Here is a 15,040-nt window from a genome sequence, read left to right as displayed (position 1 = left end):
AGATCATGTCCGGGATAATTATTGCCCTTGATGAAGGCACCACCAATGCCAAAGCCGTGGCGCTGGATGCCCGCGGCGCGGTGGTGGCGAAGTGCTCACGCCCACTGACAATTCAAACACCGCGCGAAGGCTGGGTTGAGCAATCCGGCGAATCACTGCTGAGCGCCTCGCTGGCGGTGCTGCGCCAGGTGATTGCAACCGTGGGCGCAGAAAACGTCGCCGCGCTGGCTATCAGCAACCAGCGCGAAACCACGATGGGCTGGTATCGCGCCAGCGGTTTGCCGATTGGCCCGGCGCTCAGTTGGCAGTGCTCGCGCAGCGCTGATTTTTGCCACAGCCTGCGCGAACAGGGAAAAGAAGCGGAGATTAAAGCGGTGACCGGGCTACCGGTCGCGCCGTTGTTTTCCGCCTCGAAAATGCGCTGGTTGCTGGATGCGCTGCCCAACGGCCACGCGCTGGCGGCACAGGGGGAGATTTGCCTTGGCACCATCGATAGCTGGTTGCTGTGGCACCTAACCGCCGGTCAGGCATTCTGTTGTGATTATTCCAACGCCTCGCGCACGCAGCTTTTCAATCTGCACAGCGGCGGCTGGGATGACAACATGCTGACGCTGTTTGGCATTCCGCGCCAGGCATTGCCGGAAATCCGCCCCTCCAGCGGTTTGTTCGGCCACACCAAAAATCTGAGCGGCATCCCGGACGGCATTCCGGTGCTGGCGATGATTGGCGATTCCCACGCCGCGCTGTTTGCCCACGGGCTGGGCGCGCCAGGCTGTGTCAAAGCGACCTACGGCACCGGTTCATCGGTGATGGCGCCGGTTGCCTCGGCGCAGTGTGATGTGAAAGCGCTGGCGACCACTGTCGCCTGGCACGACGGCGAGCGGCTGGTGTACGCCCTGGAGGGCAATATTCCGCATACCGGCGATGCGGTGGCGTGGATGGTGGAAAGCACCGGGCTTAACGAACTGCCGGAAGCCGGGCTGGCGCAGGCGCTTAATACCTTGCCTGCCTCGGTGGATTCCACCCTCGGCGTCTATTTCGTTCCGGCATTAACCGGCCTGGGCGCGCCGTGGTGGGATGAAAACGCGCGCGGCTTGATTCATGGTTTGAGTCGCGGGGTGAAACGGGCGCACCTGATCCGCGCGGCGCTGGAAGCCATTACCTATCAGATTGCCGATGTGGTGGTGGCGATGCGCCAGCACAGCGATTTTGCCCTGCACGCGTTGATGGTCGATGGCGGCCCGACGAAAAATGAATGGTTAATGCAGTACCAAGCGGATCTGCTCGGCTGCCCGGTGCAGCGCAGCGATGTCGCTGAACTCTCGGCCATCGGCGCGGCGCTGCTGGCGCGTAAAGCGCTATTGCAGATTGATAACGAACAGCTGCGCGCGTTCCTGCCGGAACACCACACTTTTCAACCAGAAACGGTGCGCCACGGTCGGCTGCAACAGCGCTGGTTCGACTGGCAAAACGCCGTCCAGTTGGCCCGCGCGCCGAAGTAATTGCCCCTCTTCGCGGGGCGCTCGCCCCGCTTTTTCCCGCTCATGACAAAACGATCTGGCTTATGCATTTCATGTATATAGAAAGATGAATTTAAACTTTAAGAAAGTGCAGAAGCGGCCTACCGTAGCGAGACAAAATAATCACATCACATTAACTTTTCAGGGATTTCTTATGACAAAAAAACTGCTACCCCTCGTCATACTGACGCTCCTTTCTGCTGCCAGCTACGCGGCAACACCGCCAGATACGCTGGTGGTTGCCCAGGGTCTGGATGATATTGTTAGTCTCGACCCGGCGGAAGCCAACGAACTTTCCAGCATTCAGACTGTGCCGAGCCTTTATCAGCGCCTGGTACAGCCGGATCGTGAGCACCCGGAAAAGATAAGCCCGATTCTGGCAGAGAGCTGGCAGGCAGACCCGGCAGCCAAAACCCTGACCATCAAACTGAAAAGCGAGGCGAAATTTGCCTCCGGCAACCCGCTGCGCCCGGAAGATGTGATTTTCTCTTATACCCGCGCGGTGACGCTGAACAAATCCCCGGCATTTATCCTGAACGTCCTCGGCTGGCAGCCGGACAATATCGCCAGCCAGCTAAAGAAAGTGGATGACCACACCCTGCAACTGCACTGGACAGCGGATGTCAGCCCGGCGGTGGCGCTGAATATTCTCTCCACGCCGATTGCCTCCATCGTTGATGAAAAGTTGGTGAGCGCTAACATCAAAGGCAACGACTTCGGCAACGGCTGGCTGAAACTACACTCTGCCGGAAGTGGCGCGTTTAAGATGCGCGTCTATCAGCCGCACCAGGCAATTGTGCTGGATGCCAACGCCACCTCGCCTGGCGGTGCGCCCGCACTTAAAAACATCATTATTAAAAACGTACCGGATCCCGCCTCGCGCCGCCTGCTGATCCAACAGGGCGACGCGGATGTGGCGCGTGATCTCGGCGCCGATCAAATCAGCGCCCTGGCGGATAAAAAAGGCGTTAAGGTGCTGAGTATTCCATCCGCTGAACAAAACTACCTGGTGTTTAACGCCGGGAACAGCGCGAACCCGCTGCTCAATAACCCGGCCTTCTGGGAAGCGGCGCGCTGGCTGGTGGATTACAACGGCATCACCAAAAATCTGCTCAAAGGCCAGTATTTCGTGCATCAAAGCTTCCTGCCGGTGGGCCTGCCGGGCGCGCTGGAAGACAACCCGTTTACGTTCGACCCGGCGAAAGCCAAAGCGATCCTCGCCAAAGCGGGCATTAAAAACGCGCACTTCACGCTGGATGTGGAGAACAAACCGCCGTTTATCACTCTCGCCCAGTCGATGCAGGCAAGCTTTGCCCAGGGCGGCGTGAAAGTGGATCTGCTCCCGGCGGCGGGCAGCCAGGTGTATGCGCGGGTGCGGGCGAAACAGCATCAGGCGGCGATTCGTTTGTGGATCCCCGACTATTTTGACGCCCACTCCAACGCCAGCGCCTTTGCCTGGAATGACGGTAAAAGCAGCACCGTTGCCGGGCTGAACGGCTGGCAAATCCCGGAATTGAACAAAGCGACGCTGGCGGCGGTCGCCGAGCCGGATGCCGCCAAACGTCTGGAACTGTACAAAACCATGCAGCAAGAGTTGCAGCACAACTCACCGTATGTGTTTGTCGATCAAGGCAAAACGCAGATCGTGGTGCGCGACAATGTCAAAGGCTACCAGCAAGGGCTGAATGCCGATATGGTGTGGTATGACCGCGTAACCAAGTAATGTCCCCGCCTCCCGCCTGCGCGGGAGGGTTCTTTTGCTGAATACGAGTTCTTCCATGTCTGTGGTTTTCGCTAAACGCCCGCTGCTTGCGCTATTGCAAGGGCTGTTCACTCTCGCCCTCACCCTGTCTGGCCTGCTGCTGGTCACCTTTTCGCTGTCGGCCTTCTCGCCTGTCGATCGGGTGCTGCAAATCGTCGGCGATCATGCCAGCCAGTCTACCTACGATCAGGTTCGCCACCATCTCGGGCTGGACAGGCCATTGCCGGTGCAGTTCTGGCACTACCTTGTGGATCTGGCGCACGGCGATCTCGGCACTGCCAGCGCCACCGGGCAACCGGTATTGCAGGATTTACTCGCCGCCTTTCCGGCGACCCTTGAACTGGCGACGCTGGCACTGGTGGTTGGCTCCGTACTTGGCGTGATGGCTGGCGTGCTGTGTGCGCGGTTTAAAGGCTCGGCGGGAGATTTGGCGGTGCGCACCTTTACCCTGCTGGGTAATTCGGTGCCGATTTTCTGGCTCGGCCTGCTGATGCTGGCGCTATTTTACGCCCGCCTGCAATGGAGCGCCGGGCCAGGCAGGCTCGACGATATCTACCAGTACACGGTAACGCCGCAAACCGGTTTTGCACTGATCGACACCTGGCTTTCCGGCGATCGCGAAGCGTTTAAAAATGCCCTCAGCCATTTGCTGCTGCCGGTATTGCTGCTGGCCTACTATTCGCTGGCGAGCATTACCCGCCTGACCCGCTCAGCCTGCCTTGGCGAGATGAACAAAGAGTACATTTTGCTGGCGCGGGCGAAAGGCGCAGGCGAGATGACCATTTTGCTGCGCCATGTGCTGCCGAACATTCGCGGTACGCTGCTGACGGTGATTGCGCTGGCTTACACCAGCATGCTCGAAGGCGCGGTGCTGACCGAAACAGTCTTCTCCTGGCCGGGAATTGGCCGCTATCTCACTACCGCGCTGTTTGCTGGCGATACCACGGCGATTATGGGCGGGACGCTGGTGATTGGCGTCTGCTTTGTACTGATTAATAACCTCACCGATCTGCTGGTGCGGTTAACCGACCCGAGGGTGCGCTGATGCCGACGACACTGTTTTTGCGCCGTCTGCGCCGCTCCCCTGCCGCGTTTACTGGCCTGATAATCCTTCTGTTGCTGCTGCTGGTTGCGCTGTTCGCGCCGTGGCTCGCCCCGCACGATCCCAACTGGCAGGACGCCGCCTCGCGCCTGCAAGCGCCCGACGCACAGCACTGGCTTGGCACCGACAGCTACGGGCGCGATCTGCTCTCACGCTTGCTTTATGGCGCGCGCCCGGCGTTCGGCCTGGTGGCGCTGGTGACGCTGATTACCTTGCCTGGCGGCTTGCTGGTGGGCATTTTGTCCGGCTATTACGGCGGCTGGGTGGAACGCGTGCTGATGCGCTTTACCGATGTGGTGATGTCCATGCCGCGCCTGATCCTCGCTTTTGCGTTTGTCGCCATGCTCGGGCCGGGTCTGGTGAACGGTGCACTGGCCTTAGCACTAACCACCTGGCCCGCCTATGCACGCCAGGCGCGCAGTGAAATTCAGCGCCTGCGCCACAGCGATTACCTCGCCGCCGCCGAAATGATGGGTATTAGCGGCTGGCGTTTGCTGCTCGGCCATATTCTGCCGCTGTGCCTGCCTTCGGCGATTGTGCGCCTGGCCCTCGATCTGGCGGGGATTATTCTTGCCGCCGCCGGGCTGGGTTTCTTAGGTTTAGGCGCGCGCCCACCGATGGCGGAATGGGGGGCGATGATTGCCGACGGTATGCAGGTCATTTTCGATCAATGGTGGATTGCCGCCGCACCGGGCGCGGTGATTTTGCTGGCAAGCCTCGCCTTTAACCTGCTGGGCGATGGCCTGCGCGACGTACTGGAGCCGCAACATGACTGAAAAACGCGTGACCGTTGCCGGTCTGACTATCGATTACCCCGGCGCGCGAGTGGTGAATAACCTGAGTTTTACCCTCGGTAACGAGCGGCTGGCGCTGGTGGGCGAATCCGGCTCCGGCAAATCGATGACCGCCCGCGCGTTAATGGGGCTGGTGCGCCAGCCCGGGATCGTCAGTGCTGAACAGCTTACGGTGCTGGGTCACGACTTACCGGCCTTAAAACCGCGCGGCTGGCGTGATTTACGCGGGAATGGCATTGCCATGGTGTTGCAGGATGCCCGCTACGCCCTGAACCCGGTGCAAACCGTGCAGGCACAGCTTGATGAAGCCCTGACTCTGCATCAGCGTTTAAGCCGCCGACAGCGACACGAGAAAATCCTCGACGCGCTGCGGGCGGTGGAGCTGGAGCCTGTGGTGCTGCACCGTTATCCCGGCGAGCTTTCCGGTGGCATGGGTCAGCGGGTGATGATCGCGATGGCGCTGGTTAACGACCCGCAAGTGTTGATTGCCGATGAACCCACTTCGGCGCTGGATGCGCGGCTGCGCAATCAGATCCTCGAATTGCTGGTCGCCCAGTGTGAGCAGCGGCAAATGGCGATGTTGCTGATAAGCCATGATCTGCCGCTGGTGGCGCAGCACTGCCATCGCGTAATGGTGATGTACCGCGGCGAGTGCGTTGATGCCATGCCCGCGCAGGCATTGCCCAACGCGCAGCATCCCTATACCCGCACGCTGTGGACCTGCCGCCCCGGTGCAGAAACTTACGGCACCATGCTGCCGACCCTCGATCGCAGCCGCGCCTTTACGGAGGTGAGCAATGAGCATCGTTGATGTCCAGCAATTACAGGTTACCTTCGGTGAGAAAACGGTGGTTTCTGCGGCCAGTTTCCAGGTTGAAGCAGGCGAAACCTTCAGCCTGATTGGCGCGTCCGGCTGCGGGAAATCAACCCTGTTGCGCGTGCTGGCGGGGTTACAGCGCGAGTGGCACGGTGCGGTGTCACTGTTTAGTCAGCCAGTGAAAGCCGGAACCCGTTACCAGGGAGCGCTGCGGCGCAATGTGCAGATGGTGTTTCAGGACCCTTACGCTTCGCTGCACCCAAATCACCGCCTTTACCGCACGCTGGCAGAGCCGTTAAAAATCCACGGCGAAGCCGATATCGATACCCGCGTCAGCACTGCGCTGGAGCAGGTCGGTTTACCCGCCGACGCCGCAACGCGCTTTCCGCATCAGTTGTCTGGCGGCCAGCGCCAGCGGGTGGCAATTGCCCGCGCGCTGTTGCTGCGACCGAAAATTTTACTGCTCGATGAACCGACTTCCGCACTGGATATGTCGGTACAGGCGGAGATCCTCAACTTGCTGAACCGGCTTAAACAGCAGCACGGCATGAGTTATATGCTGGTGAGCCATGATGCGGATGTGATTGCCCATATGTCAGACCGGGCGGCGTTTATGGCAAGCGGAGTGATAGCGCGCTTTTTTGACCGCGACGCGCTGATGCGCGGTGAGCACCGGATGGGCTAAGCAAGCGGCATCGGCCAATACCGATGCCGTCCCCATTAACGGCTCAATGAAGTGAACTGCGAAAACACCTGGTCGAAAATAGCCAACCCTCGCTGCACGTCTGCCGCGCTCATGGTGCAGGGCGGGACGACGTGAATGCGGTTTTCCACCACAAAACTGAGCACACCAGCCTGCACTAATGCCGCTTTGATAGCGCCCATCTCGACTGCGCCAAGCGGCGTTTTTGTCGTGCGATCGCTCACCAGTTCCAGCGCCTGGAACATGCCACGACCGCGCACGTCACCAATCAGCGCATGGGTTGCCGCCAGGCGTTCCAGACCGGGGCGCAGTATCTCGTTACCGACCGTCGCCGCATTGCCGACTACGTTCTCCTCTTTCATCACATCGAGGGTGGCAACAATCGCCGCCATTGCCAGTGGATGGCCGGAATAGGTCAGCCCGCCGGCGAAGAAGTGATCGTCAAAATAGCGCGCGATCGGTTCGGAAATCAGCACCCCGCCCGCCGGAACATAACCGGCGTTGACCCCTTTGGCGAAAGTGATGAGATCCGGCACAATGCCATCCTGCTCGAAGGCGAACCAGCTACCGGTACGGCCAAAACCGGCCATCACTTCGTCGAGGATAAGCATAATGCCAAACTCGTCGGCCAGAGCGCGCACGCCCTGCATATAACCGGCGGGCGGCACCAGAATGCCCGCCGTGCCCGGTACCGATTCCAGCAAAATCGCGGCAATGGCACCGGGCCCTTCGCACTCGATCATGCGCCGCAGATGCGCCAGCGCGCGTTCGCACTCTTCGGCTTCGGTGGTAGCGTTAAATTCACTGCGGTAGAGATACGGGTTAAAAAAGTGCACGTGCCCGCGGGAATATTCATTCGGTACGCGCCGCCAGTCGCCGGTGGCAGCAATGGCGCTACCGGTATTGCCGTGATAGGAGCGGTAAGCGGATAAGATTTTGTCACGCCCGGTGTAAAGCCGCGCCATGCGAATGGCGTTTTCGTTGGCATCGGCGCCGGCATTGGTGAAAAAGACTTTGCTGAAGCCGTCCGGGGCCAGTTCGACAATACGTTTTGCCGCTTCGCCGCGCGCCAGGTTAGCGGTCGCCGGGGCAATCGTCACCAGTTCTTCAAGCTGCGCTTTCATCGCCGCCAGCACGCGCGGGTGCTGATAACCAATGTTGACGTTGACCAGTTGGCTGCTGAAATCAAGGTAGCGGTTGCCTTCGTAATCCCACAGCTCGCAGCCTTTGGCTCCGGCAATCACCATCGGGTTGAGGTTGCCCTGCATCGACCATGAATGAAACACATACGACCGGTCCAGTTGACGTACGTCGTCATTAGTTATCGCCATCTCGCGCTGAAGTGCCAGTTTCATACCCTGCTCCTCTCCTGTCGTTGTTGTTATCTGCATCATGCGACGCGTCTCTCTTTCGCAGATAGAGCCAGTCTTGTTAGCAACTTGTGACACCGGTGTCACAGCGTTGCCAGGCAACTGGCTCTCAGCATCAGCCGCAGGCGTTTTTATAGTGCTGACAAAAACCAGCACAGGAGAAGAGCATGACAGACGCGAAGAAAGTGGTGTTTATTACTGGCGCAACCTCCGGGTTTGGCGAAGCGGCGGCGCAGGTGTTTGCCGACGCAGGCTGGGCGCTGGTGCTGAGCGGGCGTCGTCTGACGCGCCTGGAGAGCCTGAAAGCGCGGCTTCAGGGGCAAGTGCCGGTGCATATTATTGAACTGGATGTGCGCGGCAGCGCGGCGGTGAAACGTGCCGTGGCAGAGCTGCCCGCAGAATTCGCCCGCATCACCACGCTGATTAACAACGCCGGGCTGGCGCTTGCACCCCAGCCTGCTCAACAGGTGGATCTGCAAGACTGGCAAACGATGATCGACACCAATATCACCGGCCTGGTGAATGTGACCCACGCGCTGCTGCCGACGCTTATCAGGCAGGGCGCAGGGACGTCAATTATTAATATCGGTTCCATTGCCGGGCAGTGGCCTTATCCCGGTAGCCATGTGTATGGCGCGACCAAAGCTTTTGTGAAGCAGTTCAGTTATAACCTGCGCTGTGACCTGCTCGGCACCGGTGTGCGGGTGACGGATCTCGCGCCAGGCATTGCGGAAACGGAATTTACCCTGGTGCGCACCAAAGGCGATCGGGCCGCGTCTGATAACCTCTATCGCGGCACCACGCCGCTCAGCGCACGGGATATCGCCCAGCAGATGTTTTATATCGCGACCCTGCCGGATCATATGAATATTAACCGTGTGGAAGTGATGCCGGTGCGCCAGGCCTGGCAGCCGTTTGCCATCGATCGCGATTGAGTGCACAAAAAAATGCCCCGACATAAATGCCGGGGCCTGTTGTTTTATTTTTTTTCCTGGATGTCAAACGTATTGCTTTTTATTACCCCGCCCGGCGCTTATCTCCGGCACTCACTCTGAGGTGGTGTTAGCTCTTTGTTGGGGTGGAGCCACAATAGTCTATCGGAAAGTTCTTAACAAGAGGTAAAAAGCATCACTTTGGTGAATTTATGATGACGATCATGCTTTAACGCCAACTGCCCCCGCGGCCTGTGATGGCTGTCACTCCCGCAGTGGCGCTTTTTCGCAAAGCGAAACCTGCGCGCTGAAACTGGCCTGTTTTTTACCCTGTTTGCCTGGAAATCCCGCAGCAAATTGCATTACGCCCTGCGGAGTTTGACTTAAATTTCCTGGGCGTTTACAAAAGAGACCGCCTTCCCCGGGCCCGACTTGCGTCTTTGCCGTTTTCGTCCAGGCTTCCCTTTTAGCCGTGGAAAAATAGCCGGGGCTGACCGGTCAAGCGTTGCCCACCACCGACTTTATGTATGATTTGCAGGCCTCTGTAAGTGGAGTATCGCATGTTCTCTTTTGTCGCCCGTCAGGCGATTTTTGATGCAAATATGAACACAGTCGGCTACGAGTTGTTGTTCAGAGACAGCATGACTAACCGGTTTCCCGACGTCACGCCGGAGTACGCGACCGCGCAAATCATTGTTGAGCAATTCCTTGGCGCGCCGCTCGGCAGGCTAAAAGAGTACAGCGCGATTTTCGTTAACTTCCCGTATGACCTGTTGGTGCAGGGAATGGCAGAAACCCTGCCGAAAGATCGCGTGATTGTCGAGATCCTCGAAACCGCAAAACCGACTCCCCTGCTGCTCGATACGGTAAAAAAACTCTCTGCGCATGGCTTTCGCATCGCGCTGGATGATTTTGCGCTGGGCGATGAATGGAATGGTTTTCTGCCTTATATCAACATCATCAAGTTCGACGTGCGCAATAACACGCCGGAGCAGATTGGCGGCTATATCAACGCGAAAGCACATTTGCTGAAAGAGACGCTGTTTCTGGCAGAAAAGGTCGAAACCCAGCAAGAGTACGAATGCTATAAAACGCTCGGCTGCACGCTGTTTCAGGGCCATTTTTTCAGCCGACCGGTGATTCATGCCGCCAATAAGTTGATTCAAAACCAGGCAATCACCTTAAAGCTAATGAAAGAGGTGAATGCCGACTCGCCGGATTTTGGCAAAATCGAAGCACTGCTAAAACAAGACCTTGCCCTCTCTTTTAAGGTGATGCGCTATGCACAAAATATTGTGTTTAACGCCCGCGGGATTAAGAACGTCCGCAGCCAGTCGCTGAAAGATATTATTTTTTATCTCGGCGCGAACGAGTTACGCCGGTTTGTGCTGGTCTCCTGCCTGACGTCGGTGAATAAAGAGCAGATTGGCGAGATTTACCAGCAAAGCCTGATCCGCGCGAAGTTCTGCGAACTGGCTTCGTCCCACTCCATCAGCCGCCGCTCAGCAGACGATGCGTTTATCGTCGGCCTGTTTTCACAACTCGACCGTATTTTTGAAATGCCGATGGCGGATTTAATCGGTCAGATTGATATTTCTGACAATGTCATGATGGCGCTGAAAGCGAAAAAAGGCCCGCTGTGGATCTATTTGCAGTTGATTGAGCTGTATGAAAACCACCAATGGGAAGAGGTCAGCTCGCTCGGCCATCGCCTCGGTTTTAACCGTGGCATGGTCGCGGAGCTTGTCAAAACAGCCACCAAATGGACCCATGCTATTCCCGCAAACCGGCGCTGATTTTAGTTCCCGCGCCAAATGGCCGATGTAATTAACAGAATGCATCCCTTTGGACGGAAAAGATGGAATCACTCACGGTATATGGCTATCGCCTTGGCAACGACCATGAGGTGGAATTTGTGCCCTGCAAAAAACGCCTGATTAACCATGCCGCGCCGGGAAATAGCGAATATTTACGCACCACCATGGCGAACCTGCTGGCTTATCTGCTCGAACACGCCGTGGGCAACGTAGTGGCTGATAAAACGCTGCAAATCCAGGTGTGGGAAAACAACGGCCTGAGCTGCTCCAGCCAGCGCCTGTGGCAGGTGATGAATAACCTGAAGCGCAAGCTGGCAACCTTTGATTTACCAGAGGAGTTTATTCTGCGCGTCGGAGGAAAAGGCTACTTGATCCCCGAAGAGAAAGTGCTGCAACTTTTTTGTCGGAACACTTTTTTTCACCGTGATGATCTGGCTGCATCGCAACGGGTTGTACGTTAGCAGGCGGGTAGCCCCCTCAGCCAATGCCTGTACCATCAAATCTTGTGGGGCCAGTCCAGGCCAATTCGCACTCCGGCTATGCGATACGATCATCGTTATTTCAGTAACGACAATTACTTACTGTTATTAATTAAATAAACCATGCAGCGGCGGCGGATATTTAACGATTAAACGTCCGCTATTATCGGCGAATAAAAAACCGACCTAATACTCACTCTTTTTTAAGCGCATTTTTTGCCAATAAAAGCCGGGGAATTAACCCCGGATAGAGGGAAAAATAAGCAATAGACAACAAAAAAAATGCAATGAGGTTAATAAAGCATTTGTAAAGTAACCTAAATACAGCGGTAAAATGTTAGCGATCTGTGCGCTTTTAAATAGTTCAACGCGTTTTAAATTCATATTTAACGATATGTGCTAAAAATAATTAAATCATTTACAGCCGTAGATCTACGGTGATACACAATGTCGTACAACCTGAATTATCCATGAGCCATTCTCATAAATGGTGGGGTATTCTTGTTGCTTCAAATAAAAACAGTGGCAAATCTTAAGGGTTTATTAAAATGAAAATTTCTCAACTGAGTCTTTTCGTCTCTGCGGCGGTTCTGTGCTCGTCGGTACAGGCTGCGGAAATCTATAATAAAGATGGTAATAAGCTAGACTTATATGGTCTGGTGTCAGCCGAACATTATTTTTCTGATAACAGCGGCTGGGATGGTGACCAGACATATATGCGTCTTGGTTTCCGTGGTGAAACGCAAATTAACGACCAGGTCACTGGTTATGGCCAATGGCAGATGCATATTGATGCCAATAAATCAGAAGGCGATACCAATACGCCGCGCACTCGTTATGGCTTTGCGGGTTTGAAAGTCGCCAATTATGGCTCGATTGATTATGGCCGTAATAAAGGTATTTTATATGACTCGCTGGGTTATACCGATATGCAGCCGGAATTCGACGCCATGACCTACGGCTCCGATCAGTTTATGTTCAACCGCGGCAACGGCATGCTGACCTATCGTAATACCGATTTCTTTGGTTTGGTCGATGGCCTGAATTTCTCTTTGCAATATCAGGGTAAAAACGACGGCGGTGGTGAATCGGGTGCCGGGCGTAATGTGCTTCGTCAAAATGGCGACGGCTATGGTATGTCGCTGGAATATAATATTGGCGCAGGCGTGAGTGTGGTCGGCGCACTGGCCAGTTCGAAACGCACAACGGAACAAAATACGTCTGAGAATATTCTCGGCAATGGCGATCGTGCAGAAGCCTATTCTGGCGCAATTAAATATGATGCCAATAATATTTATCTGTCGGCCATGTTTACCCAGGCGTATAACGCATCGCGTTTTGGTAGCTCTTCTGATACCACCACGGCATATGGTTATGCTAACCAGTCGCAGATTTTCGAAGCCTACGCCAGCTATCAATTCGACTTTGGCTTGCAGCCATTTGTCGCCTATAACGCGCTCAAAGGTAAAGATATTGGCAGCAATACTGCCGGTGCGAATTATGGCGATCAGGATATCGAGAAATATGTCGATCTCGGTGCCACGTATTATTTCAACAAGAACTTCAATATGTTCGTCGATTATAAAATCAACCTGATTGACGATGATGAATTCACCGAAGCCGCCGGTATTAATACCGATGATGTGGTGGCAGTGGGTATGGTTTATCAGTTCTGATTTGATGCTTTGAGAGGCGGCGCAAGCCGCCTTTTTCTTTTTTACCTGCCCTGCTCACCCAGCGTGTGTCGTCGCCAGACACCGGGCGGCATCCGGTATTTACGGGTGAATATGCGGGTGAAGGTCTGCTGCGAATCATAGCCATATCTCGTCGATACCGACATCACCGTTTGCCCGCTTTCAAGCAGCGCCTGCGCGGCGCTTTCCAGCCTTTTTTCGCGAATATAAAAGCCCAACGGGATCTGTAATACCTGTTGAAACAGGCGCTGCAAATGCCATTTCGAGTAACCCGCCCGCATGGCGACCTCTTCAATGCGAAGCGGTCTGTCAATGTTGTCATCAATCCACTGCTGGATTTCAAAGATAACGGTCTGCTGCATACCCATTGTTAGAGCCTCCTCAAAACAGGAGCGCTCACCTTAACGCGGTGATACTTACGCCAACATGACCGGGCTTAATACAGCAAATAATATTTAAAAAGCCTTAAGCTGATTCTCAGGCTTTTATTTACTATAGCCTCATTACTTTTATGGATTATAAAAAATAGCGGTTTTTCATCTTATCGATAAAAAAGAATGTCAACGAAATTAAAACTAGTTTTTTCTGCTACTTCTGCGCGTATGACCAACTTTCCGCGAGCGTAAAAAACGGATATGCCGGTAAAAGGAGTAGGCGATCACAACCAGAAGTATGACTACCACTGCCAGATTCATGATGATCATTTTTGTTTACTCACTGCGTGCGGGCTTTTATTAACTAACGAATCCGGGCGGCGGTCAATAGCACATTTAAAAATAAGACCCGGCTTATCTTTTATGAACCCGAAGCATGGCATTTATGCTAACGTTGTGCCGCTGCAAGCGATGCGGCACCCTATAATCAACCGCTGACAAAAGATAATGAGGTTTTATGAGAATTGGTATCGCGTTTCCTATTTTGGTGTTTATTGTCGCCGTTGCCTTTCTGACCTGGTTTATCGCAGGCGGCTACGCCACGCCGACCTGATGTTTCAGTACCTGCTTACAGAAAATAAGTAAAACCGATGGAATCGGTGCGCCTGTTCCCGGCAATGCGGGTGTAAAATGCCGGCCAACAAGGTTCACCGGAGTGGTTAATGAATATCATTGAAGTCATCATGTCGGCGGGCAAGGTATCCGTGGATGTTGCGCTATATACCTTGTTGCCGATCATGGTTGTGATGCTCATCATTATGAAATACCTGGAAGAAAAAGGGGTTCTGGATGGCATCGTCCGTCTTACTTCCCCTGTGCTAAAACCTTTTGGCATTAGCGGCATGGGGATTTTTGCCCTGATCCAACTTAACTTTGTCAGCTTTGCCGCACCGCTCGCTGCGCTGGCAATTATGGAACGGCGCGGCACCTCCGACCGTCACCTGGCCGCGACGCTGGCGATGCTGTTTGCCATGGGTCAGGCGAATGTGTTCTACCCGCTGGCCCCGTTCGGCCTGCACTGGGGAATGGCGATTATTATCTCCCTGATTGGCGGGCTGGCCGCCTCGTCGTTGACTTACTATGTCTCGGGACGAAAGCTCTCCGGCGTTGCGCTGCGCGATGAAGAGGGCGAGCTGCATAAAGACAAGCCGCGCGCCGGGCTGATTGCGGTGATTAATGGCGCAGGCGCAGACGCTATCCGTTTGTCGCTGGGATCGCTGCCGATGCTGTTGCTATCGCTAACGGTGGTGGGATTACTCAAAGCTGCGGGCGTGGTGGAAGCATTAACATCACTGCTGACGCCGTTGTTGGCGTTTTTTCATATTTCGACGGTGTATGTCTTGCTGACCTTAACCAAATGCCTGGCGGGCGGTACGGCTTACTTTGGCGTGGCGTCTGAGATGGTACAGCACGGGCAGTTGACGGCAGCGCAGATTAACGCCTCAGCGGGTTTTCTGGTGCAAACGCTGGATTTGCCGGGGATTGGGATTTTCCTCGGCATCGCCAGCCGTTTTGTCCGCCTGTTCCGTTTCGCGCTTCCCGGCGCGATTGTCGGCATCCTGATTCGCACGCTGTTGCATGTGATGGTGTTTTAAAACGCGTAAGCCGGGTAAACG

At 55.3% G+C, this 15,040-nt stretch carries 14 protein-coding genes; 12 read left to right on the top strand and 2 right to left on the bottom strand.

The annotated features are described in order from the left end of the window. Positions 1-5: 5 nt before the first annotated feature. The 6 genes from Q5705_10380 (at position 6) to Q5705_10355 (ending at position 6,680) form a co-directional block, all read left to right on the top strand. Positions 6-1,502, top strand: coding sequence for an FGGY-family carbohydrate kinase (locus Q5705_10380; GenBank protein WLI78913.1), 1,497 nt, complete (start codon positions 6-8; stop codon positions 1,500-1,502). Between the two features lie 172 nt (positions 1,503-1,674). Continuing rightward, complete coding sequence (locus Q5705_10375) at positions 1,675-3,243, top strand: ABC transporter substrate-binding protein (protein WLI78912.1); 1,569 nt, start codon at positions 1,675-1,677, stop codon at positions 3,241-3,243. 55 nt (positions 3,244-3,298) lie between these two features. Then, positions 3,299-4,327, top strand: coding sequence for an ABC transporter permease (locus Q5705_10370; protein ID WLI78911.1), 1,029 nt, complete (start codon positions 3,299-3,301; stop codon positions 4,325-4,327). After that, a complete protein-coding gene (locus Q5705_10365; GenBank protein ID WLI78910.1) occupies positions 4,327-5,160 on the top strand; it encodes an ABC transporter permease in 834 nt (277 codons plus the stop codon). Before Q5705_10370 ends, Q5705_10365 begins: the two co-directional genes overlap by 1 nt. Further along, positions 5,153-5,989, top strand: coding sequence for an ABC transporter ATP-binding protein (locus Q5705_10360; GenBank protein ID WLI78909.1), 837 nt, complete (start codon positions 5,153-5,155; stop codon positions 5,987-5,989). Before Q5705_10365 ends, Q5705_10360 begins: the two co-directional genes overlap by 8 nt. Continuing rightward, positions 5,976-6,680 carry an ABC transporter ATP-binding protein gene (locus Q5705_10355; GenBank protein ID WLI78908.1) on the top strand — a complete coding sequence of 235 codons (705 nt, stop codon included), beginning with the start codon at positions 5,976-5,978 and terminating at the stop codon, positions 6,678-6,680. The genes Q5705_10360 and Q5705_10355 overlap by 14 nt, the downstream gene beginning before the upstream one ends. 35 nt (positions 6,681-6,715) lie before the next feature. Here the strand turns inward: Q5705_10355 and Q5705_10350 are convergent, their stop codons facing one another. Beyond that, a complete protein-coding gene (locus Q5705_10350; GenBank protein WLI78907.1) occupies positions 6,716-8,053 on the bottom strand; it encodes an aspartate aminotransferase family protein in 1,338 nt (445 codons plus the stop codon). A 182-nt stretch (positions 8,054-8,235) separates the two neighbouring features. Between Q5705_10350 and Q5705_10345 the strand changes: the two genes are divergently transcribed. The 4 genes from Q5705_10345 (at position 8,236) to ompC (ending at position 12,972) form a co-directional block, all read left to right on the top strand. Beyond that, positions 8,236-9,003, top strand: a complete 768-nt coding sequence (locus Q5705_10345; protein ID WLI78906.1) for an SDR family NAD(P)-dependent oxidoreductase — start codon at positions 8,236-8,238, stop codon at positions 9,001-9,003. 557 nt (positions 9,004-9,560) lie between these two features. After that, entirely contained in the window at positions 9,561-10,796 is a 1,236-nt protein-coding gene (locus Q5705_10340) for an HDOD domain-containing protein (protein ID WLI78905.1), read from the top strand. 62 nt (positions 10,797-10,858) lie between these two features. After that, on the top strand, positions 10,859-11,278 hold the full coding sequence (locus Q5705_10335; protein ID WLI78904.1) for a helix-turn-helix domain-containing protein: 420 nt from the start codon (positions 10,859-10,861) through the stop codon (positions 11,276-11,278). Positions 11,279-11,844: 566 nt separating this feature from the next. After that, complete coding sequence (gene ompC / locus Q5705_10330) at positions 11,845-12,972, top strand: porin OmpC (GenBank protein ID WLI78903.1); 1,128 nt, start codon at positions 11,845-11,847, stop codon at positions 12,970-12,972. Positions 12,973-13,013: 41 nt separating this feature from the next. On the opposite strand, the gene Q5705_10325 is transcribed toward ompC, so the two are convergent. Continuing rightward, positions 13,014-13,358, bottom strand: a complete 345-nt coding sequence (locus tag Q5705_10325) for a helix-turn-helix domain-containing protein (GenBank protein ID WLI78902.1) — start codon at positions 13,356-13,358, stop codon at positions 13,014-13,016. A gap of 523 nt (positions 13,359-13,881) precedes the next feature. Here Q5705_10325 and Q5705_10320 point away from each other — a divergent pair. Beyond that, positions 13,882-13,977 carry a YoaK family small membrane protein gene (locus Q5705_10320; protein ID WLI78901.1) on the top strand — a complete coding sequence of 32 codons (96 nt, stop codon included), beginning with the start codon at positions 13,882-13,884 and terminating at the stop codon, positions 13,975-13,977. A 109-nt stretch (positions 13,978-14,086) separates the two neighbouring features. Then, entirely contained in the window at positions 14,087-15,019 is a 933-nt protein-coding gene (locus tag Q5705_10315) for a nucleoside recognition family protein (protein ID WLI78900.1), read from the top strand. Positions 15,020-15,040 lie beyond the last annotated feature (21 nt).

The sequence above is a fragment of the Kosakonia sp. H02 genome, from assembly GCA_030704225.1.
Taxonomy (GTDB): Bacteria; Pseudomonadota; Gammaproteobacteria; order Enterobacterales; family Enterobacteriaceae; genus Kosakonia.
Note: the sequence above shows the minus strand (reverse complement) of the source record. Positions and strands in the feature narration are given on the sequence as shown.

Excerpts from the sequence above, each read along its gene's own strand:
- Q5705_10380 (WLI78913.1), top strand. The coding sequence starts at position 6 with ATGTCCGGGATAATTATTGCCCTTGATGAAGGCACCACCAATGCCAAA.
- Q5705_10375 (WLI78912.1), top strand. The coding sequence starts at position 1,675 with ATGACAAAAAAACTGCTACCCCTCGTCATACTGACGCTCCTTTCTGCT.
- Q5705_10370 (WLI78911.1), top strand. The coding sequence starts at position 3,299 with ATGTCTGTGGTTTTCGCTAAACGCCCGCTGCTTGCGCTATTGCAAGGG.
- Q5705_10365 (WLI78910.1), top strand. The coding sequence starts at position 4,327 with ATGCCGACGACACTGTTTTTGCGCCGTCTGCGCCGCTCCCCTGCCGCG.
- Q5705_10360 (WLI78909.1), top strand. The coding sequence starts at position 5,153 with ATGACTGAAAAACGCGTGACCGTTGCCGGTCTGACTATCGATTACCCC.
- Q5705_10355 (WLI78908.1), top strand. The coding sequence starts at position 5,976 with ATGAGCATCGTTGATGTCCAGCAATTACAGGTTACCTTCGGTGAGAAA.
- Q5705_10350 (WLI78907.1), bottom strand. The coding sequence starts at position 8,053 with ATGAAACTGGCACTTCAGCGCGAGATGGCGATAACTAATGACGACGTA.
- Q5705_10345 (WLI78906.1), top strand. The coding sequence starts at position 8,236 with ATGACAGACGCGAAGAAAGTGGTGTTTATTACTGGCGCAACCTCCGGG.
- Q5705_10340 (WLI78905.1), top strand. The coding sequence starts at position 9,561 with ATGTTCTCTTTTGTCGCCCGTCAGGCGATTTTTGATGCAAATATGAAC.
- Q5705_10335 (WLI78904.1), top strand. The coding sequence starts at position 10,859 with ATGGAATCACTCACGGTATATGGCTATCGCCTTGGCAACGACCATGAG.
- ompC (WLI78903.1), top strand. The coding sequence starts at position 11,845 with ATGAAAATTTCTCAACTGAGTCTTTTCGTCTCTGCGGCGGTTCTGTGC.
- Q5705_10325 (WLI78902.1), bottom strand. The coding sequence starts at position 13,358 with ATGGGTATGCAGCAGACCGTTATCTTTGAAATCCAGCAGTGGATTGAT.
- Q5705_10320 (WLI78901.1), top strand. The coding sequence starts at position 13,882 with ATGAGAATTGGTATCGCGTTTCCTATTTTGGTGTTTATTGTCGCCGTT.
- Q5705_10315 (WLI78900.1), top strand. The coding sequence starts at position 14,087 with ATGAATATCATTGAAGTCATCATGTCGGCGGGCAAGGTATCCGTGGAT.